The following is a 22,749-nucleotide window of genomic DNA, read 5'->3' on the forward strand; positions in this document are numbered from 1 at the left end:
AAGCGCCGTGAGGCCTTGCGCTCAGCAATAGGCCTCGGGCCCGCGCGACATGGCGCGGTTATAGCGCGCGCCATGGGCAAAGCCGACCGGCAGCAGCGTCTCGATCTCGGCCAGTTGCCCGGGCGTCAGGACCAGGTCGCCGCCCTTGGCATTGGCCTCCATATGCGCGGTGCTGCGCGATCCCGGCAGGGCGATGACATGGGGCGCACGCGACAGAAGCCAGGCCAGCGCCACGGCTTCGGCGCTGTGGCCGATCTCGTGCGCATAGTCCGCGAAACGGGCGATTTTCTCCATGTTGCGCGGGAAATTTTCGGCATCGAAGCGCGGCATCCCGCGGCGCAGATCGCCCTCGCGCAACTCCTCAGGCTTGGGCGGCGCGTCGGTCAGCACGCCCCGACCCAGGGCCGAGAAGGCCACCAGCGCCGCGCCATGCCGGGCGCAGGCCTGCACCAGCCCCAGTTCCGGCAGCCGGGTCCAGAGTGAATATTCCGACTGCACCGCGGCAATGGGCGCCACCGCCGCCGCGCGCTCCAGCGTCGCGGGCGCGATCTCGGACAGGCCGATGGCGCGGATCTTGCCCTCATCCCGGAACCGCGCCATCTGGCCGATCACCTCCTCGACCGGGACCGAGGGGTCGCGGCGGTGGATGTAATAGAGGTCGAGATGATCGACCTTCAGCCGCTTCAGCGAGGCTTCGAGGCAGGTGCGCAGGTAATCGGGTTCGTTGTTGAAGGGCCGTTCCTTCTCGCGGGTGATGCCGACCTTGCTCGCCAGCACCACCTGATCACGGCGGGTCTTGAGGAAACCAGACAGCAACTCCTCGGCCCGGCCCTTGCCATAGACATTCGAGGTGTCGAAATGATTGATGCCGAGATCAAGGCAGCGGGCCATGCAGCGCAGCGCCTCGTCGGGATCACCGGCCGCATAGGCGCCGACGAAATTCATCGTGCCAAGCGCCACCGCGCCGATCTCGGGACCATCCGCGCCCAGTTTCCGTGTCTGCATCACCGACCCCTTTCACCTGTTCCGGGGCAACCCTGCCCGGCGGGGCGGGAAATGGAAACCCCGAGCCGGGACATGCGCGCCTGTATCAGCCCGCGAGCAGATCGTCCGTATCGACCAGCCGGGCGAAATCCGCCGCCAGGTGCGCCATGGTCACGTCGAAGATGGTCCGGGCGGAAAGACCCGCCGCCGGCAGGTCGAAACCCATCACCGCATCGCGGATCACCTGCATCCGGAAACCCAGATCGGCGCCGGCGCGGACGGTGGAGTTGACGCAGAACCCGGCAACTGCCCCGGCGACGGCCAGATCGGTGATGCCCGCATCGCGCAGGAAGCGTTCCAACCCGGTCGATGCGAAAGCCGATGACGTGTGCTTGATGAAGACCGGCTCGCCCGGCACCGCCTGCGTCTGCGGAATGGGCTGGCTGGCCGGTGCATCGGCGTGCAATTCGGCGGCCGGATCGCGCTCGTGATGCAGGACATGGATCACCGGACGCCCCTCGGCCCGGAAGGCCGCCAGCAGCGTCGCCAGCCGGTCCGGCGCATCGGCGTTGAGGCAGTCGCGGCCTTGCGCGATGCGGTCGACCATCAGCATCTGCATGTCGACGACCAGAAGCGCGGTTTTCGTCATCACTCCCGCGCCCCCATCAGCCGATCAATCCTCGGCATTTGCCTCGGCGCGCGACTTGCCCGCCACGTCGAGCGCCAGCGTCGCCGCCATGAAGGCGTCCAGATCGCCGTCCAGCACGCCCTGCGTGTCGCTGGTTTCCTCGCCGGTGCGCAGGTCCTTCACCATCTGATAGGGCTGCAGCACATAGGAGCGGATCTGGTTGCCCCAGCCGGCATCGCCCTTGGCGTCGTGCTGGGCGTTGATCGCGGCGTTGCGGCGGTCAAGCTCGGCCTGGTAGAGCCGCGATTTCAGCGCCGCCATGGCGTTGGCCCGGTTCTGGTGCTGCGACTTCTCGGAACTCGTGACCACGATCCCGGTCGGCAGGTGGGTGATCCGCACCGCCGAGTCGGTGGTGTTGACGTGCTGACCGCCGGCGCCCGACGAGCGATAGGTATCGATGCGGATCTCGTTATCGGGGATGACGATCTCGATATTGTCGTCCACCACCGGATAGACCCAGATCGAGCTGAACGAGGTATGGCGCCGCGCCGCGCTGTCATAGGGCGAGATGCGCACCAGCCGGTGCACGCCCGATTCCGATTTCAGCCAGCCATAGGCGTTATGCCCGCTGATCTTGTAGGCGGCGCTGCGGATCCCCGCCTCGTCGCCCGCCGATTCCGACATCAGCTCGACCTCGTAGCCCTTCTTCTCGGCCCAACGCACATACATGCGCGCCAGCATCGAGGCCCAGTCACAGCTTTCCGTGCCGCCCGCGCCCGCGTTGATTTCAAGGAAGGTGTCATTGCCATCGGCCTCGCCGTTCAACAGCGCCTCAAGCTCCTTCTGCGCCGCTATCTCGGCCAGCGCCTTCAGATTGGCCTCGGATTCGGCGACCAGATCGGCATCGCCCTCTTCGCCCGCCAGTTCCACCATCTCGGCATTGGCCTCGAGATCGGTGCTGATCCGGCGGTAGGTCTCGACTGCGTCCAGAAGCGCCTGCCGTTCCCGCATCAGCTTCTGCGCCCGCGCCGGGTCCGACCACAGGTCGCCCGCCTCGATCATGGCGTTCATCTCTTCCAGCCGGTGAGGCGCGGTTTCCCAATCCATCCGCTGGCCCAAGAGGGTCAGGGATTTGCGGATGGCATCAATCGTGGACTGAGTTTCTGCGCGCATCAGCGGATTCCTCGGGATTTGTGTCGAAGCGGGTAGATAGCGCGCAGCCGGCCCGGGAACAAGACCGGGCGGTGCCGCAGGTGATCGCGCCGTCTGGTCATGCGCGCGTTCGGGCCTATGCTGGAGCGAGCCGAATGCCGCCCGCGAAAGGTCCCGCCATGCGATCCGCGATCCGCCCTGCCCTCTTCCTCTGCCTCGTCACCGCCGCCTGCGGCCCTGCCCCCGGCCTGCGCCCGGCGGGCGGCGGCTGGGGCGATGCGCCCGCCGTCAGCGACCGCGACTATGCCCTGCGCGATGCCGCCATCTTCGGCCTGACCGGACAGGAATCGCTGGACGAGGCCGGGGCGGTGATCCAGTCGCGGCTGGCGCTGGCCGAGCCGCCCGAGGGCATTTTCGCCGAGACGCTGAAGATCTATTCGGGCGAGATCATCGGGCTCGACCGTGGCGCGGTGGTGCTGACCCAGAGCGGGCTGCCCGATGACGCGGTCGAGACCGAGCAGCACGTGATCGAATTTGCCATCGACGCCGATACCGGCGCGGCGGCGGCCACGGCTTATGGCACAAGGCAGAAATGTCGGCGCGGCGGCAATCCGGACCAGTTCACCAACCGACCCTGCCCCTGACGCGTCGTGAGACGGCCGGCGGACGACCGCAGGCTTCCGCTGCCGGCGGTTGGACCATGCGCTTTATGGCGCAAACATGTCGAACATCTGATCGGCGCTGAGCGCCACCAGAGCTGACGCCCGCGCGGGCGGTCGTCCGCTGGCCCGGCGGTGCTGCGCACCGTGATTCCGGGCCGGGTCTTTGGACGAGCTAGTAAAGCCCACCCGAGGACAGCGTTCCGAAGTCGGCCTTCTTCGGGATCACCCGCTTCTGGCCGGTCGAGGTGGTGACGGCGGTGGCGCCGACGCCGGGGGCCGAGGCCTCCCAGGGCAGCACCACATCGCCATCGCCAAAGCCCGCGACGATGACCGGCGAGGACCAGCTGGGGTCGCTGCCATCGCGGAAATATTCGGCGATCACGTCATCGCCGGTGGCGTTGTCGGCCATGCGCTGACCGGTCCGGCGGTTGATCTTGACCCAGTAGCCGCCGGGCGGAACCTTGAACTCGGTGCCGCCATATTGCTTCACCGCCTCGCGCATGAAGGCGTTGAACACCGGCACACAGAGCGTGCCGCCAAAGGCGTTCTCGCCAAGGGTGCGCGGCGTGTCATAGCCCAGGTAGCAGCCGGCGACGATGTTCGATGAAAAGCCGATGAACCACACGTCCTTGGCGTCATTGGTGGTGCCCGTCTTGCCGGCGATCGGCACCGGCAGGTTCACGCCCTTGCCCGAGCCACGCTTGACCACGCCTTCCATCATCGAGGTCAGCTGATAGGCGGTCACTGCGTCCATCACCCGCTCGCGGTTGTTGTCGATGACCGGCCCCTGCCCGGCGGGCAGCGCCTGCTGGCCGCAGCTTTCGCAGATCCGCTTGTCATGGCGATAGACGGTGCGGCCACGGCGGTCCTGCACCCGGTCAACCAGCGTCGGCTCCACCCGCTCGCCGCCATTGGCGAACATGGCATAGGCCGCGACCATCTTGAACAGCGTGGTCTCCTGCGCGCCGAGGCTGTTGGCGAGGAACGGGTCCAGATGGTCATAGACGCCGAACCGCTCGGCATATTCGGCCACCCGCTCCATGCCGATATCCTCGGCGATGCGGATGGTCATCAGGTTGCGCGACTGCTCGATCCCGGTGCGCAAGGGCGTCGGGCCGTAGAAATTGCCGCCGGCATTCTTCGGCGTCCACAACCCCTGCGGCGTGTTGATCTTGATCGGCTCGTCCACGACGATGGTGGCAGGGGTGTAATTGTTGTCCAGCGCGGCGGCATAGACGAAGGGCTTGAAGCTCGAGCCCGGCTGGCGCATCGCCTGCGTCGCCCGGTTGAAGACCGAGGATTGGTAGGAAAAGCCGCCCTGCATCGCCACGACGCGGCCGGTATTCACGTCCATCGCCATGAAGCCGCCCTCGACCTCGGGCACCTGCCGCAAGGTCCAGCGGATGAAATTGCCGCTGCCATCCTCGGTCATGGCGCGCACCAGCACCACATCACCGACCGAGACCAGATCGCCCGCCACCTGCGCGCGCGGGCCCAGCTTGCCATCGGCCTGACGCTTGCGCGCCCATTGCACGTCCTTGGCCGGGATCCAGTGGCCGTCGCCGTCTTCCTCGATACCCTCGATGCCGATGCGGGCATCGCTTTGACCCAGTTCCAGCACCACCGCCGGCATCCAGCCCGGAATGTCGCGCGGCGCCTCGGTCTCGAACAGCGCCCCGCGCCAGGCGGCCTCGTCGGTCAGCTGCGCGGCCGGGATGGTCAGGCCGGTGCCGCGCCAGACGCCACGGCCGCGGTCGTAATCCTCCAGCGCCTCGCGCAGCGCGTCGGCGGCGACGCTCTGCATGTCGGGCTCTACCGTGGCGCGGATGGTCAGACCGCCGCCGAAGAATTCCTCTTCGCCGAATTCCCGGCTCAGCTGGCGGCGGATCTCGTCGGTGAAATAGTCGCGCGGCGGCAGCTGTTCCTGGAACGAGGGGAAATCGCCGTTCTGGACCGAGCGCAAAGGCAGCTTGGATTCGCTCTCATAGGTCGCCTGCTCGATATAGCCGTTCTGCCACATCTCGCGCAGGACATAGTTGCGCCGCTCCGTCACCCGGTCCTTGGCGCGGACGGGGTGATAACGGCCGGGTGCCTGCGGCATGGCGGCCAGCGTCGCGGCCTCGTGCGGGGACAGTTCGCTGAGCGTCTTGTTGAAATAGGTCTGGGCGGCGGCGGCGACGCCGAAGCTGTTCTGGCCGAGGAAGATCTCGTTCAGGTAAAGTTCAAGGATCTGGTCCTTGCTCAGCGTATCCTCGAGCCGCGTGGCGAGGATCAGTTCCTTCACCTTGCGTTCGATGCTGCGGTCGCTGGACAGCAGGAAGTTCTTCATCACCTGCTGGGTGATGGTCGAGGCGCCGCGCACATTGCTGCCGCCCGAGCGCACGGCCTCGAGCATGGCGCCGATCATGCCGCGCGGGTCATAGCCCGGATGGGTGTAGAAATTCTTGTCCTCGGCGCTGATGAAGGCCTGCTTCACCAGATCGGGGATCTCGTCGATCGGCACGAACAGCCGGCGCTCCTGCGCGAATTCGTCGATCAGCCGGCCCTCGCCGGAATAGATCCGGCTGATGGTCTTGGGCGTGTATTGCGCCAGCGTCTCGTGGCTGGGCAGGTCGCGCGAATAGATCCAGAAGATCCCGCCAATGGTCAGCGCGACGAAGACGGCAGCCGTCACCACCCAGGAAAAGATGCCACCGAAGAAAGAAAAGATGCTGCGCAGCAAGGACCGGACCTTTCGTGAATCGCCTGCCTCTATAGTCTCTGGGCCGGGGCGCGTCAAAACAACCTTGGGTTATTGGCCCGCGCCAGCCCGGCCCCGTTCACAGCCCCGTTCACAGCCCCGTTCACAGCCTTGCGCGCGGACCCGCTTGGCATTGCCGCCCGCCCCCCGATGGCGTATCTGCGGGGGCGAAACCCGGAGGTCCCGATGACCCACAACCCGATCCGCCCCTGGCGCAACATCGAGCGGCGCAAGTCGCGGCAGATCATGGTCGGCAATGTCCCGGTCGGCGGCGATGCCCCGATCTCGGTGCAGACCATGACCAACACCAATGGCCATGACGTCAAGGCGACGCTGGCGCAGGTGATCGCCGCCGCCGAGGCCGGTGCCGATATCGTCCGCATCAGCGCCCCTGATCAGGAAACCACCAAGGCTTTGCGCGAGATCTGCCGCGAAAGCCCGGTGCCGATCGTCGCCGACATCCATTTCCACTACAAGCGCGCCATCGAGGCCGCCGAGGCCGGCGCCGCCTGCCTGCGGATCAACCCGGGCAATATCGGCGATGCCGCCCGCGTGCGCGAGGTCATCAAGGCCGCCAAGGACCACGGCTGCTCGATCCGCATCGGGGTGAATGCCGGCAGCTTGGAAAAGCACCTCCTGGAAAAATACGGCGAGCCCTGCCCGGATGCGATGGTCGAAAGCGGCCTCGATCACATCAAGATCCTGCAGGACAACGACTTCCACGAGTTCAAGATCAGCGTGAAGGCCTCGGACGTGTTCCTGTCCGCCGCCGCCTATCAGCAACTGGCCGAGGCGACCGATGCCCCGATCCATCTGGGCATCACCGAGGCCGGCGGCTTTGTCGGCGGCACGGTGAAATCCGCGATCGGGCTCGGCAACCTGCTGTGGTCGGGCATCGGCGACACCATCCGGGTCAGCCTCTCGGCCGATCCGGTGCAAGAGGTGAAGGTCGGCTTCGAGATCCTGAAATCGCTGGGTCTGCGCACGCGCGGTGTGCAGATCATCTCCTGCCCCAGCTGCGCGCGTCAGGGGTTCGACGTGATCCGCACGGTCGAGACGCTGGAACAGCGGCTGGAACATATCAAGACGCCGATGTCGCTGTCGATCATCGGCTGCGTGGTGAACGGGCCGGGCGAGGCGCTGATGACGGATATCGGCTTCACCGGCGGCGGCGCGGGCAGCGGCATGGTCTATCTGGCGGGCAAGCAGGCGCACAAGATGACCAATGCGCAGATGGTCGACCACATCGTCGAACTGGTCGAGGAACGCGCCGCGAAGCTCGAGGCCGAGGCGGCGAAGGCAGCCGAGTAAACCTCCTTGCCGGCGGGTCGTCCCGGCGGCAGGGTGTCGGAATGAACCCAGACCAAGACATCTGGATCGCGCTGATCCGCGCCATCGGCGGCGGCACCCATGCGAAACTGTCGATGGCCGACCTGCGCGGGGCCTGCGCGGCGCGCGGGTTGAGGGACGCGCGGACGATTCTGGCCACCGGCAATGTCGTCTTCCGCTCGGCCCTACCCGAAGCCGAGATCGGCGATCATCTCAACGGGATCATGGCGGCACATGGGCTGACGAATGCGGTGTTCCTGCGCCGCCCGGCGGAATTGCGGCAGGTGCTTAGCGCGAACCCCTTTCCCGAGGTCGCGACGGAACGCCCCAGCCGCCTGCTGGTGATGTTCCTGTCGCAGCCTCCCGACCCTGCCGCCGATACCCTGCCCGCCGGCTATCCCGGCCCGGAACGCCTGCGGCTGATCGGGCGCGAGGTCTTCATCGACTATCCCGAAACCATCGGACAATCCAAGCTGACCCCGGCCCGGCTGGAACGGCATTTCGGCCAGCCCGGCACCGCGCGGAACTGGAACAGCCTTGGGCGCATTCTGGCTGCCTGCACGCCGGGCTGATCCGGGACCGTGCCTTAAAGGCGACTATTTGCGGATTCTGCACGTGAAGGGGGAACAATCCGCTCACGGGTCTGTTATCGTCCTACCTTGGTAGCATGGGGGAGGGACCAGTTATGTCACCATTCGGAACCATGTCGCGGCGCAGCCTGCTGACCCTGATCGGGGCGACGGCGGGCAGCGCGGCGATGCTGCGGGCGATGACCACGATGGGTCACGCGCAGGAAAGCGATTACAAGCCGGTCAAGCTCGAGGGCGATCCCAAGGGCGCCTCGGTCGTCATCCTTGGCGCCGGTCTTGCGGGCATGACCGCCGCGCTGGAACTGCGCGATGCGGGCTACAAGGTCACGATCCTCGAATACCAGAAACGTGCCGGTGGCCGCTGCATGACGCTGCGCGGTGGCGACGAGGTGCATGAGATGGGCGGGTTCGTCCAGAAGGTCGGCTTCTCGGAAGGCCAGTTCTTCAACAACGGACCCTGGCGCATCCCGCATCACCATCAGGGGGTGATCCATTATTGCCAGCGCCTCGGCGTCGCGTTGCAACCCTTCGTGCAGGAAAACCTCAGCGCCTATCTGCATTCCAAGGATGCCTTCGACGGCAAGCCGCAGCGCCAGTCCTGGATCAAGGCCGATTACCAGGGCTACGTGACCGAGCTTCTGACCAAGGCCGTCAATGCCGGCGCGCTGGATGATGAAGTGACCGGCGAGACCAAGGACATGCTGCTGGAAAGCCTGCGCGAATACGGCGCGCTGGACAAGGACATGCGCTATGCCAGCAATATCGGCACCTCGAACCTGCGCGGCTATGACAAGCCCGCTGGCGGCGGCATGACCTCGGCCCCCGTTGCCTCGACGCCCATCGGGCGCGACGACTTGCTGCGCTCGGGCCTCTGGCATCACCTGCGCGAGCATGACATCTACGAACATCACGCGCCTCTGTTCCAGCCCATCGGCGGCATGGACATGATCGCCCGCGGCTTTGCCAACGAGGTCGGCGACCTGATCACCTATGACGCCCGCGTCACCCGCATCGCCCAGAGCGAGACCGGCGTGACCATCGATTACGACAGTTCCTCGGGCGAGGGCCAAGGCGGGCAGGTGACGGCGGATTACTGTGTCTGCACCATCCCCTTCTCGGTTCTGGGCCAGATCGAGGCCGACCTGTCCTCGGACCTGCAGAACGCCGTCGATACCGTCTGGTATTACGAGGGCTTCAAGGCCGGGCTGGAAATGAAGCGCCGCTTCTGGGAGCAGGACGAGAAGATCTATGGCGGGATCACCTTCACCGATCTCTCCATCGGCCAGATCAGCTATCCCTCTGCCGACATGATGAGCGCCGGGCCGGGCGTGCTGCTGGGCGCCTATCAGTTCGGCAAGCCGGCCTTCGAATTCACCGCGCTGACGCCCGAACAGCGGATCGAACGCTGTCTGGCCGATGGTGAAAAGATCCACGGGCCGAACTATCGTCAGGAATTCAGCGCCGGCGCCACGTTCGGCTGGCACCGCAATTCCTGGACCCTTGGCTGCTATGGCCATTGGGACGAATATGGCGAGACCTTCTTCAAGGCCTGCGAGGTCGATCGCCGGCTGGTCTGCGCCGGAGAGCACCTGTCGCAATGGCCGGGCTGGCAGGAGGGTGCCATCCTGTCGGCGCTGGACGCCATCACCCGCCTGCATCAACGCGTCATCGCCGGCTGAGGAGGAGCAAGAGATGAAACCCACCATTCCGACCCTTCTGGCGGCGCTGATGCTGGCCGCCCCGGCCTTCGCACAGGACACCGCAACCGAGGCCGCCCCCGAGACTGCGGAAGCCGAAGCGGCAACCGCCGAGGCCACTGCGGTCGCCGAGGCCGATGCCACGCTCCCGGCCGCCGAGGATGCCGCCCCCGGCACGGCGCAGGCCATGCCCTTGACCCAGACCATCACTGACATCATCACCGACGCGCCCGACAGCGCGGCGGCGGAAGCCGCTGCCGGGGCGCTGACCAGCGCAACCGCGCCGGGCCTTGATGATGGCAGCGAGCAGCTTGGTTTTTCGACCGGCGAGGAAATCTACCAATATCTCTGCCGGGGCTGCCATCAGTATGACGGGTCCGGGGCCAAGGGCGCCGGTGCCTACCCGGCGCTTGCGGGCAACGAGAACCTCGAATTCGGCGACTACCCGGTGATGCTGGTGGTCAATGGCCAGAAGGGCATGCCGCCCCTTGGTCATATGCTGTCGGACGAGCAGGTCGTGGCCGTGGTCAGCTATATCCAGACCAGTTTCGGCAACAGCTATACCGAACACCCGACGGTCGAGACGGTCGCCGGCGTCCGCCCCGAAGACCCGACGGCCAGCGCCGGCGGTTCGGGCGGCAACTGACAGGGCGGCGCGCTGGCCGCTCAGGCTAGCGCGTCCCGCCGCAAGGCGCTGATCTTCATCGATGAATCGGGATCGTGGTAGGCCCGGCAGGACTTGAACCCGCAACCAAGGCGTTATGAGCGCCCTGCTCTAACCAATTGAGCTACAGGCCCCCAATGATCGCCATCCTCGTAGAACCTGCGCCGCGCCCGGTCAAGGCGCGGCGCAGGGTCGGAATCATTCGGCGTCGAGGAAGGCCTTCAGCCGGTCGCTGGCCTGGGCGATGTTCAGCACCCCGTCCAGATGGCCGCGGGTGCCCTGCAATTCGACGATCTCGACCGGGGTGCCGTCGGACTTGATGATCCCGGCGGTCTCGCGCACGGCGTCACCCGGGAAGACCAGATCCTCGTCGGTATGGATCAGCATCACCGGCACGTCGATCTTGAGCAGGCCCTTGTAAATCCCGTCCTCGGGATGGCCGGCGACGAATTGCTGGCAGGCGCGCACCAGGTAGAGGAAATGGTTGGCATCCGAGACACCGGCCCGCGCCGCGCCCGCCTTGTTCAGCGCATCGACCACGGCATAGTCATTGGCCCAGGCCTTGCCCGGATCGGCGCCCTCGGCCGCCCAGTTGCGCCCGAAGGTGCCATTGGTCCATTCCGCCGAATTGGCGTGCAGCGTCACCACCTTCAGCGCATCGGCCAGCCCGGCATTCGGCGCTTCACCCTCGTAATAGTCGCCGCCGTTCCAGTTCGCATCGAGCTTGATGGGCGAGGCCCAGACATCCAGCCAGGCGATCAGGTCGGCATCGGCCCAGCCCGAGGCGATGACCGGGATCACCCGCTCCAGCAGGTCCGGATGACGCGCGGCCCATTCATAGCTTTGCAATCCGCCCATCGAGGCGCCCATGACCGCGTGCCATTTCGGGATGCCCAGCTGATCCATCAGTCCCTTCTGCGTCTCGACGAAATCGCCGATGGTCAGGATCGGAAAATCCATGCCCCAGGGCTTGCCGGTCGCCGGGTTCACCGAGGCCGGGCCGGTGGTGATGACATTCGGGTCATTGGCACCAAGGTTCACCGGGCTGTCTACCGAGACGACGAAATACTTGTCGGTATCGATCGCCTTGCCCGAGCCGATGATCGCGTCCCAATAGCCGGGTGCCGCATCGGTCTCGGCATATTTCCCCGCCGCATGGCTGTTGCCGCTGAAATAATGCGGAATCAGGATGGCATTGTCCCTGGCCGCGTTCAGCGTGCCATAGGTCTCGTAGCCCAAGGTCATCTCGGGGATGGTCGCGCCGCCATCGGTGGTGAAATCGTTCAGGGTGAAGGATTGCTTCTCGACGAGAGGTTCGTAGGCGAAGGCAGGGCCGGCGGCGATCAGCGCGGCGATAAGGGTGAAATGTCTCATGCAAATATCCCGGTTGGTTTCCCTATCCCGGTATCGAACAGAGACCTTGAGGATTCGTAAAGGCGTAATTCAACCTATGCGGTTTGCTTGCGGCGCACATACAACTCTAACCGGTGATGGACGATCTCATAGCCCATCTCGGCGGCAATCTCGGCCTGCAGGCGTTCGATCCGGTCATTGGTGAACTCGATCACCTGCCCGGTCTCGACGTCGATCATGTGGTCGTGGTGGCGCTGGTCTGCCGGTTCCCACCGCGCCGGCTCGCCCTGGAATTCCAGCTTCTCGATGACGCCCTGCGCCTGCAGCGTGGTCAGGGTGCGATAGACGGTCGCCAGCGACACCCCTGCCCCCGCCGCCTCGGCGCGGCGGTGGAGTTCCGTCGCATCGGGGTGATCGGCGCAATCGGCCAGCACGCTCAGCAGCAGCTTGCGTTGGCGGGTGATGCGGACGCCGGCATCGCGGAGCGCGGTTTCGAGTTGAAGGGCACGGGACTCGGTCATGGGACTGTCATGCCCCAGCACGGCACCAGTTGCAACTAGCCAGTTGCGAACCAATCGCAACTGTTGACAGTTGAGAATCATTCGCAGATACCGATGACATCATGACCCCGAACCCGATCCGGACGCTCAGCCGCCTTGCCCTTGCCGCCCTCTTTCCGCTGCTGCTGGCCCAGCCTGCACTGGCCGAGCGGCTGAAGGTCGTCACCACCTTCACCATCATCGCCGACATGGCCCGCAACGTGGCGGGCGATGCGGCGGATGTGGAATCGATCACCCGGCCCGGTGCCGATATCCACGCCTACCAACCGACGGCGGGCGACATGATCCGGGCTTCGGATGCCGGACTGATCCTTGCCAACGGGATGAATCTCGAGGCGTGGTTCCAGCAGTTCATCGACAAGCTGGGCGATGTGCCGGTGGCGGTGGTCAGCGAGGGGGTCGAGCCCATCGCCATCCGCGGCGGCGATTATGACGGCAAGCCCAATCCCCATGCCTGGATGTCGCTCTCGAGCGCGCTGATCTATGTGGACAACATCGCCGCCGCGCTGGAAAAGGCCGACCCGCAGAACGCCGCGACCTACCGGCAGAATGCCGCGGACTACAAGGCGCAGATCGAGGCCGCGCTTGGCCCGCTGCGCGAGGCCGCCCATGCCCTGCCCGAAAACCGCCGCTGGCTGGTCAGTTCCGAGGGGGCCTTTTCCTACCTGACCCGCGATTGCGGGCTGAACGAGCTGTTTCTCTGGCCGATCAATTCCGACGGCCAGGGCACGCCGCAGCAGGTGCGCCGGGTGATTGACACGGTGCGGGCGGAAAAGATCCCGGTGGTCTTTTCCGAATCCACCGTCTCGAACCGCCCCGCCCGCGCCATCGCCGCCGAGACCGGGGCGCGCTATGGCGGGCAGCTTTACGTCGACAGCCTGTCCGAAGCCGATGGCCCGGTGCCGACCTATCTGGACCTCTTGAAAGTCACCAGCGAAACCATTCTGACCGAGTTGCAGAAATGACCGATGGCATCACCGTCTCTGACCTGACCGTCACCTACCGCAACGGCCATACGGCTTTGCGCGAAGCCAGCCTGACCGTGCCGGAAGGCTCGATCACCGCGCTGGTGGGGGTGAACGGCGCGGGGAAATCGACGCTTTTCAAGGCGCTGATGGGTTTCATACCTGCCGCGCAGGGCAAGATTACCGTCTTGGGCGGCAGCGTTGCCGAGGCATTGGCGAAAAACCTGATCGCCTATGTGCCGCAGGCCGAAGAGGTCGACTGGACCTTCCCGGTCCTCGTCGAGGATGTGGTGATGATGGGTCGCTATGGCCATATGGGCTTCCTGCGCCGCCCGCGCGCCGTGGACAAACAGGCCGTCACGGAGGCCCTTGCCCGCGTCGGCATGGCCGAGTTCCGCCAGCGCCAGATCGGCGAGCTGTCGGGCGGCCAGAAAAAGCGCGTCTTCCTTGCCCGGGCCTTGGCACAGGAGGGCCGGGTGATCCTGCTGGACGAGCCCTTCACCGGTGTCGATGTGAAGACCGAGGAGGCGATCATCACGCTGCTGCGCGAGATGCGGGCCGAGGGGCGGGTGATCCTCGTCTCGACCCATGACCTCGGATCGGTGCCCGAATATTGCGACCGGGTGGTGCTGGTCAAAGGCACGGTTCTGGCCTCGGGGCCGGTCGCCACCACCTTCACGCCCGAGAACCTGAAACGCGCCTTCGGCGGCGTGCTGCGCCATTTCGTCCTTGGCGGCGCGGCGCTGCATGACGATCCCGATGCCCGCGCCGTCGATGTCTTCAGCGACGACGAACGCCCGCTGATCTTCTATGACCAGCAGGCCCGCACCAAGGACAGCGCATGATGCAGCCCGCTTCTTCTTCACCGAAATATCCCACGGGGGGTCGACAATCGGGGCGCCATCGGTCCGAGAACCGATTGGCGACGGGGTGTGAAACCCCCGCAGGGCACCCATGATCGAGACCCTGCTGATCCCCTTCCAATACGGCTTCATGTCCAATGCCATCTGGGTCGCGGCGCTGGTCGGGGGCGTCTGCGCGTTCCTCTCGGCCTACCTGATGCTGAAGGGCTGGAGCCTCATCGGCGACGCGCTCAGCCATTCCATCGTGCCGGGTGTGGCCGGGGCCTATATGCTGGGGCTGCCCTTTGCCATCGGGGCCTTCCTGTCGGGCGGGCTGGCGGCGCTGGCCATGCTGTTCCTGAACACTCGCACCGGCCTGCGCGAGGATGCGATCATCGGGCTGATCTTCACCAGCTTCTTCGGGCTGGGGCTGTTCATGGTCTCGCTTAACCCCATGGCCGTCGACATCCAGAGCATCACCATGGGCAATATCCTCGCCATCCCGCCCGAGGATGTGCTGCAACTGGCGATCATCGGCTTTGTTTCGCTGGCGATCCTGCTGATGAAATGGCGCGATCTTCTGGCGGTGTTCTTCGACGAGACCCATGCCCGCACCATCGGGCTGAACCCGACCCGGCTGCGCGTCCTGTTCTTCACCCTGCTCTCGGCCTGCACGGTGGCGGCGATGCAGACGGTGGGGGCGTTTCTGGTCGTCGCCATGGTGGTGACGCCCGGCGCCACCGCCTACCTGCTGACCGACCGCTTTCCGCGCCTGATCGCGCTGTCGGTCTTCATCGGCGCCTTCACCTCGGGCTTCGGGGCCTATCTGTCCTTCTTCCTCGACGGCGCGACCGGCGGGATCATCGTGCTGCTGCAGACGCTCATCTTCCTCGCCGCCTTCATCTTCGCCCCGACCCACGGGATGCTGGCCGCCCGCCGCCGGGCACGGCGGGCCTTGCGCGAGGTCGCGCCATGATCCTTCTCGCCCCGCTCGATTACGGCTTCATGCGCGAGGCCTTCGTCATCGCCGCGATCATCTCGATCCCCTCGGCGCTGCTCTCGTGCTTCCTGGTCCTCAAGGGCTGGAGCCTGATGGGCGACGCGATCAGCCATGCGGTGCTGCCGGGCGTGGTTCTGGCGCATCTGCTGGGTTGGCCGCTGGTCATCGGCGCCTTCGCGGCCGGCATGGGTTGCGCGCTGGCGGCGGGCTTCCTGCAGGAGAACAGCCGGGTCAAGCAGGACACCATCCTTGGCGTGGTCATGTCGGGCATGTTCGCCGGCGGAATCGTCCTCTATGTCGCCACCGGCCCGGCGACCGACCTGTTCCATATCCTCTTCGGCAATATCTTTGGCGTCTCGCAGGAGCAGATCCTGCGCACCGCGCTGATCGCCCTGCTGGTCAGCGGCGGCATCCTGATGAACTGGCGGGCGCTGACGCTGTTCAGCTTCGACCAGGTGCAGGCCCGGGTGATCGGGCTGCCGGTCCGCTGGCTGCACTACGGGCTCTTGGCGGCGATCTCGCTGACGGTGGTTGCCATGCTGACGGCGGTGGGGATCATTTTGGCCGTGGGTCTTCTGATCGCGCCGGGGGCGATCGCCTTCCTGGTCACGCGGCGGATGCAAGCCATGCTGGCGGTGGCCTCGGCGGTCTCGCTGATCTCCTGCCTTGCCGGGGTCTGGCTCAGCTTCTGGATCGACAGTGCGCCTGCGCCGACCATCGTTCTGGTGCTGACCGGCTTCTTCGTCGCGGCCTTCGTCTGGCGGCAGCTCCGCACTCGCCGCGCCACCGCCGGGCAGCCGGCTTAACCCGCGTCAAACAGCGCGCGCCAGGCCGGGTTCCCGCCGTGATGCGCCGCGAGTCGGCGGAACTGCGCGCCCTCGGGCCGGTCGAGACCAAGCCAGCTTAGCGCATTGCCACCCATGATGCGCTGCTGTGCGGCCTTGTCGGGGGTCAGCCTGCCAACGAAATCGCGCATCATCCGGTGATAGTCCGGGTGATCCGGCTCGCGCGCGATCATGTGCCAGTCGCTGCCATAAAGCATCCGCTCGCCCGCCAGCGGATAGGTCGCCAGGAAGGCCTGCGTCATCGCCAGCGGCCCGCCCGGCGCGCTGTCCACATCCCGCGCGGCCTCGTCCCAATATCCGGTATCGAAATAGAGGTTCCGGTCCTCGGTCATCATCTGCCCCAGCCGCACCTGCCAATTTGCCTCCTGATGGCGATTGAATCCGCCGAAATGCGCAAGGTTCACCCGCAGATCGGGATGGTCCCGCAGCACCGGCGCCCATAGCCAGGGGGCGGAATAATCCTTGGTCCCCGGCCCCGCCCCCATGCTGTGCGAGGCATGGGTGGCGATCGGCACGTCATTCTCCGCGCACCAGCGGTAAAGCGCCCCAAGCGCCCGGTCCAGCGCGGCGCGGGGCGGCGGGTTCCGGGCGATGTCGGGGCGGGCATGGGCAAAGCTGATGGCACTGTTGTCATCGGGGCGAAAGCCCATCGGCGGATAGAGCTTGACCCCGGCAAAGCCCTGCTCGGTGATGGCGCGCTGCACTCCTTCCAGCACGGATGCGCCCTCCAGCGCCGCACGCAGCGGACAGAAGGGCACGAAATTGAGCACCAGCACACGGGCCTCGCGCTGGCTCAGCCGCGCGGCCAGATCGACCTGCTGGGCCATCGGGCTGACGCTCTGCGGTTCGGTCGCATTGAGCCACAGCGCCATGTCGACCAGATGGTTGCAGAAGATCCGCGCCTCGGTCGGCCGGCCATAAAGCCGCGCGGCCTGATCCCGGATCACCACACGGTCGCGCGTCATCAGCATGGCCCATTGCAGCGTGTTCGACAGACTGAGGCTGGAGGCCGTGGCGCTGCGGCGGTCGGGGTTCAGCAGACCCGGCGCCAGTTGCTGCCCGGTGCTCGGCACGGCGCGGCGGGCGGCGATGATAGGTTGATCTCCGGCTGCCATCCCCGCCGCCGCCTCCCCGACCGGCACGCCCGCCGCATCCGACAGCGCCGACAGGAGTTGCTGGTCGGGTTCCGGCAACAGCACCGCCGCCGCCTCGCCGGATGCGGCGCTTCGCATCGCCCGGCTGGCGGCTAGCTGCGTCTCGGCCCGGGCCTGCGCCGCGCCGAAATAGCCGTCGATGGCGCGGGCCAGCCGCGCCTCGTCCTGGGCCGGGTCGATCCGGGGCAGCGGTGCCTGGCCCAGATCCGCCAGTTCCGCCGCCGCATCGCGGGTGCCCTGCAGCAGGAAGGTTACGATCATCTCGGCGAAGGGACCGATCACGGCGACCGGGAACGTGCTGCCAAGATCGGGCAGGATCACCTGCCGCAGAAAGCCTAGCGCCGGCACGTCGCGGCCATTGAAGAGGTGCATATGGGCGTCGATGGCGCCCGCACCCAGATCGGCCTGCCGCCCCGGACGGGCAAGGCCCGAACCGCAGCCGGACAGTGCGAGGACACCCGAGGAAAGGGCGGTGGCGGTGAACAAGCGGCGACTGATCATGGCACATCTCGGCTGACACTTCCGCGCCAGCCTAGCATGGCTCACGCGCCGGTTGCATCCCGCAGGATCATCGCCGCCGCCTTTTCGGCGATCATCGTCACCGGGGCGTGGGTATTTCCCGAGGGGATCATCGGCATGATCCCGGCATCGGCAATGCGCAGCCCCGCCAGCCCGCGCAGCCGCAACTCGGGATCGACCACGGCCATGGCGTCCGTGCCCATGCGCGTGGTGCCGACCGGGTGGAAGATCGTCGTGCCGATTGCGCCCGCCGCCTGTTCCAGTTCGGCCTCGCTTTGCAGGCTCGCCCCCGGCAGGGTTTCGACCGGCGCGAATTCGGCCATGCGCCGCGTCGCCATCAGCCGCCTTGCGTGACGGATGCTCTCCACCGCCACCTCGCGGTCGCCTTGGGTCGAGAGGTAATTCGGCGCAATGGCCGGGGCCTCGCCGGGGGTGGCGCCGCGGACATGGCTGGTGCCCCGGCTTTCGGGGCGCAGGTTGCAGACCGAGACGGTGAGGCCGGGATAGGGGTGCAGCGGCTCGCCGAACTTGTCCAGGGACAGCGGCTGGACGTGGTATTCGATATTGGCCGTCGCGAAACGGTCCGAGGAGCGCGCGAAGATCCCCAGTTGCGAGGGCGCCATCGCCATCGGGCCAGACCGCCGCAGCGCATATTCCAGCGCAATCCCGGCCTTGCCCCAGAGGCTCGCCGCCCGGTCGTTCAGGGTCCGCGCGCCCGTGATGCGGAAGACGCTGCGCAATTGCAGATGGTCCTGCAGGTTCGCGCCAACGCCCGGCAGGTCCAAGACCACCGGGATCCCGAGCGAGGCCAGATGCGCCCCCTGCCCGATCCCCGACCATTCGAGCAGCGCCGGCGAATTGATCGCCCCCGCCGCCAGCACCACCTCGCCCCCTGCGCGCGCCAGATGCCGCTGCCCGCCCTTCTGGAAGATGACGCCGGTGATCCGGCCCTCCTCGATCACCAGCCGTTCCGCCTCGGCCCCGGTCTCGATGCGCAGATTCGCCCTTCCCCGCGCCGGGTCCAGAAAGGCCTTGCGCGCGTTCCAGCGGATGCCGCGCCGCTGGTTCACCGGGAAGTAACCCACGCCCTCATTGTCGCCGGCGTTGAAATCCGCGCAGACCGGCAGGCCCATCTCCTGCGCCGCCTCGGAAACCGCATCGAGGATCGGCCAGCTCAGCCGCTGCTGTTCCACCCGCAACTCGCCCTCGGTGCCATGCAGGTCGCTGGCCTCGCCGTAATGGCGTTCCGAGCGGCGGAAGAAGGGCAGCACGTCCTCCCAGCCCCAGCCCGGATTGCCCGCCTGCCGCCAGCCATCGTAATCGGCCGCCTGCCCGCGCATGTAGATCATGCCGTTGATCGAGGAACAGCCGCCCAGCACCCGCCCGCGCGGATAGTTCAGCGCCCGCCCGTTCAGCCCCGGCTCGGGTTCCGTCTTGTAGCACCAGTCCACCGCCGGGTTGCCCATCGAGTAGAGATAGCCCACCGGCACATGCACCCAGAAGCGGTTGTCGCTGCCGCCGGCTTCCAGCAGCAAGACCCGGTGGCGCGGATCGGCGCTGAGGCGGTTGGCCAGCACGCAGCCGGCACTACCCGCGCCGACGATGACGAAATCATAGGTTCCGAAGTCGCGTGTCTCATCCATGAGGGGACGCTAGCGCGCGGGTTTTCGCCGCGCAACCGCCCCCGTTCCTGGCCCCGCTCATGAAGATCATGCAAAGGTTTCACGCCCCCGCTTGTTGCACCGGCGCATCTCTGGCGTCACAAGCGAAGGGCGGTGTCGCAAATGGCCCGCATCATGGTCGCAAGCGGTGGATCAGCCCCGCCGCGCGCGCCCTATTGAGGCCGGTAAGGAGGATCCCCGCATGTCCGGACTGACGCTTGTCTATTGGCGCGACATTCCTGCCCAGGTGACGATGGGCAAGGGCCGCAATGCGACCCGTATCGTGCTGAACGAGCGTTTCGAACAGGCCATCGACCGCGCCGCGATGAAGGCCGGTCTGGCGGGAACCGACGATTACCTGAACCAATGGCGCCGCGCGCCGGCGGAGGGGGATGACCCGCAGGCCGAAGCCACCCGGCTCGAGGCCGAATACGACAAGGACCGTCTGAAGGCATTGATCGCCAATGACGGCTGGAACCCGGTTTAATACAGGCTGAAAAGATGTCGCTCATGCAGTTTCGGACGCCCAAGAAGGATACGACCTCGCCCCTGCCCGCCTTCCTGACGGGCGCCTCGATCGAGGTGATGCCGAAAACGGCCGAGAAGATCGCCGATTTCCGCGCGATCCTGCCGGCGGGCACGCAGGTCTTTGTCGCCCATATCGACGGCACCGATCCGGCCGACATGCAGGCGACCGTGACCCGTCTGGCGCGCGAAGGCTTTGCACCGGTGCCGCATATCCCGGCCCGCGTGGTGCCGTCGCAGGCGGCGCTGGCTGACTGGATCGCCGCCTATCGCGGCGCCGGCGCGACCTCGGCACTGCTTCTGGGCGGCGGGCTCAGCACCCCGCGCGGTCCCTTTGCCGATTCGATGCAGATGCTGGATACCGGGCTTTTCGCGGATTTCGAGCGGCTCTATGTCGCCGGCCATCCCGAGGGCAACCGCGACATCGACCCAAATGGCGGCGAGGCCGAGGTGCTGCGCGCCCTTCGCTGGAAGCAGGACTTCGCACAGCGGACGGATGCCCAGATGGCCGTGGTGACGCAGTTCTGCTTTGACGCGAAACCGGTGATCGAATGGGCCAACCGGATGCAGGCGGTCGGGCTGAATCTGCCGATCCGCATCGGTCTGGCCGGCCCGGCCAAGCTGCAGACCATGCTGAAATTCGCCATCATGTGCGGCGTCGGCCCCTCCTTGCGCGTGCTGCAGCGCCGCGCCCGCGACGTGACCAAGCTGCTGGTTCCCTACGAGCCGACCGACTTCATCACCGCCATCGCCCGCCACAAGGCCGCCAATCCCGGTTTCGCCATCGAGGCCGCGCATATCTTTCCGCTTGGTGGTATCACCGCCTCGACCGACTGGCTGAGCCGCGCGAAAGCGGCCTGACCGACTAGCCCTGAAAGGCCCATAATGACCCGCACCGTTCTGGAATCCGCATCGAAGACCGTCATCATCGGCTTTGACGAACCCTTCTGCGTCATCGGCGAGCGCATCAACCCCACCGGCCGCAAGAAGCTGGCGGCCGAGCTTGAGATGGGCGATTTCTCGACCGTCGAGAAGGACGCGCTGGAGCAGGTGGCCTGCGGGGCGACGGTGCTGGACGTGAACTCGGGCGCGGTCTTCACCAACAAGATGGCCGAAGATCCGCGCTATGCCGACAACAACTTTGTCGAGCCGATGCTGATGCCGGAACTGATCACCCGGATTCAGGCGCTGGTCGATGTGCCGCTCTGCATCGACAGCTCGGTTCCCGGCGCGCTGAAGGCCGGGCTCGAGGCCTGCAACGGTCGTCCGCTTCTGAACAGCGTCACCGGCGAGGAAGAGCGGCTGGAACTGGTGCTGCCGCTGGTCAAGAAATACAACGTGCCGGTGGTGGCGATCTCGAACGACGATACCGGCATCAGCGAGGACCCCGAGGTCCGCTTTGCCGTGGCCAGGAAGATCGTCGAGCGCGCCGCCGATTTCGGCATCCCGGCCCATGACATCGTGGTTGACCCGCTGGTCATGCCGGTCGGCGCCATGGCCTCGGCCGGGCAGCAGGTCTTTGCGCTGGTGCGCAAGCTGCGCGACGAGTTGGGGGTGAACACCACCTGCGGGGCGTCGAACATCAGCTTCGGCCTGCCGAACCGCCACGGCATCAACGCGGCCTTCCTGCCCATGGCCATCGGCGCCGGCATGACCAGCGCGATCATGAACCCGGTCCGCGCCGCCGAGATGGAGGCGATCAAGGCCGCGAACTTCCTGATGAACCATGACCCGAATGGCGGCGAGTGGATCAAGTTCAGCCGGGTGATCGAAGCCGTCCATGCCGGCACCTCCTTCCCCGAGGCTGCTGCTGCGGCAGCCGCTGCCAGCGGTGGTCGTGGCGGGCGTCGGCGCGCGCGGGGGTAGGCGCAGCGGCTCGACGCAGAGGCAGCGCCCGACCGCAGGGTGGGCGCTGCAAACATCTCGTGGATGCGCCTTTATGGCACAAATATATCGAACGACTGTTCGGCGCTGAAGGTCGCCAAAGCGCCCGCCCATGGGGGGCGGTCGGGCGCTGCCTGTGCTGGTCGCACAGGCGGGGTTGCAGGCTTTACCGCCCGCTGAACTGCGCCGGACGCTTCTGCAAGAACGCCTGAACGCCCTCGGTGAAATCACGCGAATTCGCCGCCTCTTTCTGCATCCGGGCTTCCAGCTTCAGCTGGTCCTCCAGATCATTGTCCAGCGATTGCGACACCAGCGTGCGGATGCGGCGATAGGCGCCGCTGGGGCCGGCGGCCAGCTTGCGCGCGGCAGCGGCGACGCCCTCGACGAATTCCTCGTCGGGAAGCGCCTTCCAGATCAGGCCCCACTCTTCAGCCTGCTTCGCCGGAACCCCCTCGGCGAAGAGCATCATCCCCATGGCGCGGGCATGACCCACCAGGCGCGGGATGAACCAGGTGCCGCCGGCATCGGGGATCAGGCCGATGCGGGTAAAGGCCTCGATGATCTGGGCGCTTTCGGTGGCGATCACCACGTCGCAGCAGAGCGCCAGATTGGCCCCAGCCCCCGCCGCCACGCCGTTGATCGCGGCGATCACCGGCACCGGGCAGTTGACGATGGCTTGCAGCATCGGTTCGTATTCGTCGCGCAGCACCGCCTCGACATCGGCGGCGGCGGCGAAGTCGGTCAGGTCCTGACCCGAGCAGAAGGCCCGTCCCGAGCCGGTCAGCACCACGCAGCGCACATCCGCCCCGACACCGCTGATGGCGGCGGTGATCTCGGACCGCATCCGGCTGTTCAGCGCGTTCATCACGTCGGGCCGGTTCATCACCACGGTCGCAATGCCGTCGCGGACGGAAAACTGGATGGTCTCGAAGCTCATGGCGGTCCTCCCTCGGGTTCGCGCCATCTTGCCCAGATTGACGCGAAGGGAAAGCCCG

Annotated in this window: 21 protein-coding genes and 1 tRNA gene; 12 read left to right on the forward strand and 10 right to left on the reverse strand. The window is 66.5% G+C overall.

Annotated features, from left to right (window positions below; translation table 11 throughout):
- Positions 1-21: 21 nt before the first annotated feature.
- The 3 genes from Q1A36_RS04015 to prfB all read right to left on the reverse strand — a co-directional run bounded on the left by Q1A36_RS04015 (position 22) and on the right by prfB (position 2,785).
- Positions 22-1,005, reverse strand: coding sequence for an aldo/keto reductase (locus Q1A36_RS04015; protein WP_299840110.1), 984 nt, complete (start codon positions 1,003-1,005; stop codon positions 22-24).
- Between the two features lie 85 nt (positions 1,006-1,090).
- Entirely contained in the window at positions 1,091-1,633 is a 543-nt protein-coding gene (locus tag Q1A36_RS04020; RefSeq protein WP_299840112.1) for an isochorismatase family protein, read from the reverse strand.
- Positions 1,634-1,657: 24 nt separating this feature from the next.
- Positions 1,658-2,785 carry a peptide chain release factor 2 gene (gene prfB, locus Q1A36_RS04025; RefSeq protein ID WP_299840115.1) on the reverse strand — a complete coding sequence of 376 codons (1,128 nt, stop codon included), beginning with the start codon at positions 2,783-2,785 and terminating at the stop codon, positions 1,658-1,660.
- Positions 2,786-2,943: 158 nt separating this feature from the next.
- On the opposite strand from prfB, the gene Q1A36_RS04030 reads away from it, so the two are divergent.
- Positions 2,944-3,408 carry a hypothetical protein gene (locus Q1A36_RS04030; RefSeq protein ID WP_299840117.1) on the forward strand — a complete coding sequence of 155 codons (465 nt, stop codon included), beginning with the start codon at positions 2,944-2,946 and terminating at the stop codon, positions 3,406-3,408.
- 190 nt (positions 3,409-3,598) lie between these two features.
- On the opposite strand, the gene Q1A36_RS04035 is transcribed toward Q1A36_RS04030, so the two are convergent.
- On the reverse strand, positions 3,599-6,148 hold the full coding sequence (locus Q1A36_RS04035; RefSeq protein ID WP_299840120.1) for a PBP1A family penicillin-binding protein: 2,550 nt from the start codon (positions 6,146-6,148) through the stop codon (positions 3,599-3,601).
- A gap of 204 nt (positions 6,149-6,352) precedes the next feature.
- Here Q1A36_RS04035 and ispG point away from each other — a divergent pair, with 204 nt between their 5' ends.
- The 4 genes from ispG (at position 6,353) to Q1A36_RS04055 (ending at position 10,428) form a co-directional block, all read left to right on the forward strand.
- Positions 6,353-7,477 (forward strand): flavodoxin-dependent (E)-4-hydroxy-3-methylbut-2-enyl-diphosphate synthase, encoded by a 1,125-nt coding sequence (gene ispG / locus Q1A36_RS04040; protein ID WP_299840123.1) that lies wholly within the window; start codon positions 6,353-6,355, stop codon positions 7,475-7,477.
- A gap of 41 nt (positions 7,478-7,518) precedes the next feature.
- The gene (locus Q1A36_RS04045; protein ID WP_299840126.1) at positions 7,519-8,067 is read left to right on the forward strand and encodes a DUF1697 domain-containing protein; all 549 of its coding nucleotides are present in this window, start codon (positions 7,519-7,521) and stop codon (positions 8,065-8,067) included.
- Between the two features lie 113 nt (positions 8,068-8,180).
- Positions 8,181-9,764 carry a flavin monoamine oxidase family protein gene (locus tag Q1A36_RS04050; RefSeq protein WP_299840129.1) on the forward strand — a complete coding sequence of 528 codons (1,584 nt, stop codon included), beginning with the start codon at positions 8,181-8,183 and terminating at the stop codon, positions 9,762-9,764.
- Between the two features lie 13 nt (positions 9,765-9,777).
- On the forward strand, positions 9,778-10,428 hold the full coding sequence (locus tag Q1A36_RS04055) for a cytochrome c (protein ID WP_299840132.1): 651 nt from the start codon (positions 9,778-9,780) through the stop codon (positions 10,426-10,428).
- Between the two features lie 75 nt (positions 10,429-10,503).
- Here the strand turns inward: Q1A36_RS04055 and Q1A36_RS04060 are convergent.
- The 3 genes from Q1A36_RS04060 to Q1A36_RS04070 all read right to left on the reverse strand — a co-directional run bounded on the left by Q1A36_RS04060 (position 10,504) and on the right by Q1A36_RS04070 (position 12,320).
- A tRNA-Ile gene (locus Q1A36_RS04060) sits at positions 10,504-10,580 on the reverse strand.
- 64 nt (positions 10,581-10,644) lie between these two features.
- Positions 10,645-11,820, reverse strand: coding sequence for a homoserine O-acetyltransferase (locus tag Q1A36_RS04065; protein WP_299840135.1), 1,176 nt, complete (start codon positions 11,818-11,820; stop codon positions 10,645-10,647).
- A 74-nt stretch (positions 11,821-11,894) separates the two neighbouring features.
- Complete coding sequence (locus Q1A36_RS04070; RefSeq protein WP_299840138.1) at positions 11,895-12,320, reverse strand: Fur family transcriptional regulator; 426 nt, start codon at positions 12,318-12,320, stop codon at positions 11,895-11,897.
- 101 nt (positions 12,321-12,421) lie between these two features.
- On the opposite strand from Q1A36_RS04070, the gene Q1A36_RS04075 reads away from it, so the two are divergent.
- From Q1A36_RS04075 to Q1A36_RS04090, 4 genes are all read left to right on the forward strand, one after another.
- On the forward strand, positions 12,422-13,324 hold the full coding sequence (locus Q1A36_RS04075; protein WP_299840141.1) for a metal ABC transporter substrate-binding protein: 903 nt from the start codon (positions 12,422-12,424) through the stop codon (positions 13,322-13,324).
- The gene (locus tag Q1A36_RS04080; protein WP_299840144.1) at positions 13,321-14,169 is read left to right on the forward strand and encodes a manganese/iron ABC transporter ATP-binding protein; all 849 of its coding nucleotides are present in this window, start codon (positions 13,321-13,323) and stop codon (positions 14,167-14,169) included. The genes Q1A36_RS04075 and Q1A36_RS04080 overlap by 4 nt, the downstream gene beginning before the upstream one ends.
- A 109-nt stretch (positions 14,170-14,278) precedes the next feature.
- Positions 14,279-15,142 (forward strand): metal ABC transporter permease, encoded by an 864-nt coding sequence (locus Q1A36_RS04085; protein WP_299840147.1) that lies wholly within the window; start codon positions 14,279-14,281, stop codon positions 15,140-15,142.
- Positions 15,139-15,972 carry a metal ABC transporter permease gene (locus Q1A36_RS04090; RefSeq protein ID WP_299840149.1) on the forward strand — a complete coding sequence of 278 codons (834 nt, stop codon included), beginning with the start codon at positions 15,139-15,141 and terminating at the stop codon, positions 15,970-15,972. Before Q1A36_RS04085 ends, Q1A36_RS04090 begins: the two co-directional genes overlap by 4 nt.
- Here Q1A36_RS04090 and Q1A36_RS04095 read toward each other — a convergent pair.
- Entirely contained in the window at positions 15,969-17,666 is a 1,698-nt protein-coding gene (locus Q1A36_RS04095; protein ID WP_299840151.1) for an amidohydrolase family protein, read from the reverse strand. The two genes, Q1A36_RS04090 and Q1A36_RS04095, sit on opposite strands and share 4 nt — an antisense overlap.
- 41 nt (positions 17,667-17,707) lie before the next feature.
- Positions 17,708-19,327 (reverse strand): GMC family oxidoreductase N-terminal domain-containing protein, encoded by a 1,620-nt coding sequence (locus tag Q1A36_RS04100; protein ID WP_299840154.1) that lies wholly within the window; start codon positions 19,325-19,327, stop codon positions 17,708-17,710.
- A 220-nt stretch (positions 19,328-19,547) separates the two neighbouring features.
- Between Q1A36_RS04100 and Q1A36_RS04105 the strand changes: the two genes are divergently transcribed.
- The 3 genes from Q1A36_RS04105 to Q1A36_RS04115 are packed head-to-tail and all read left to right on the forward strand — an operon-like array spanning position 19,548 to position 21,736.
- A complete protein-coding gene (locus tag Q1A36_RS04105; protein WP_299840156.1) occupies positions 19,548-19,832 on the forward strand; it encodes a virulence factor in 285 nt (94 codons plus the stop codon).
- Between the two features lie 14 nt (positions 19,833-19,846).
- Positions 19,847-20,731, forward strand: coding sequence for a methylenetetrahydrofolate reductase (locus tag Q1A36_RS04110; protein ID WP_299840159.1), 885 nt, complete (start codon positions 19,847-19,849; stop codon positions 20,729-20,731).
- 24 nt (positions 20,732-20,755) lie between these two features.
- A complete protein-coding gene (locus Q1A36_RS04115; protein ID WP_299840161.1) occupies positions 20,756-21,736 on the forward strand; it encodes a methyltetrahydrofolate cobalamin methyltransferase in 981 nt (326 codons plus the stop codon).
- A 184-nt stretch (positions 21,737-21,920) separates the two neighbouring features.
- Here Q1A36_RS04115 and Q1A36_RS04120 read toward each other — a convergent pair whose 3' ends face one another.
- On the reverse strand, positions 21,921-22,691 hold the full coding sequence (locus Q1A36_RS04120) for an enoyl-CoA hydratase-related protein (RefSeq protein ID WP_299840164.1): 771 nt from the start codon (positions 22,689-22,691) through the stop codon (positions 21,921-21,923).
- Positions 22,692-22,749: the final 58 nt, after the last annotated feature.

This window comes from uncultured Paracoccus sp. (assembly GCF_947487305.1).
Taxonomy (GTDB): Bacteria; Pseudomonadota; Alphaproteobacteria; order Rhodobacterales; family Rhodobacteraceae; genus Paracoccus.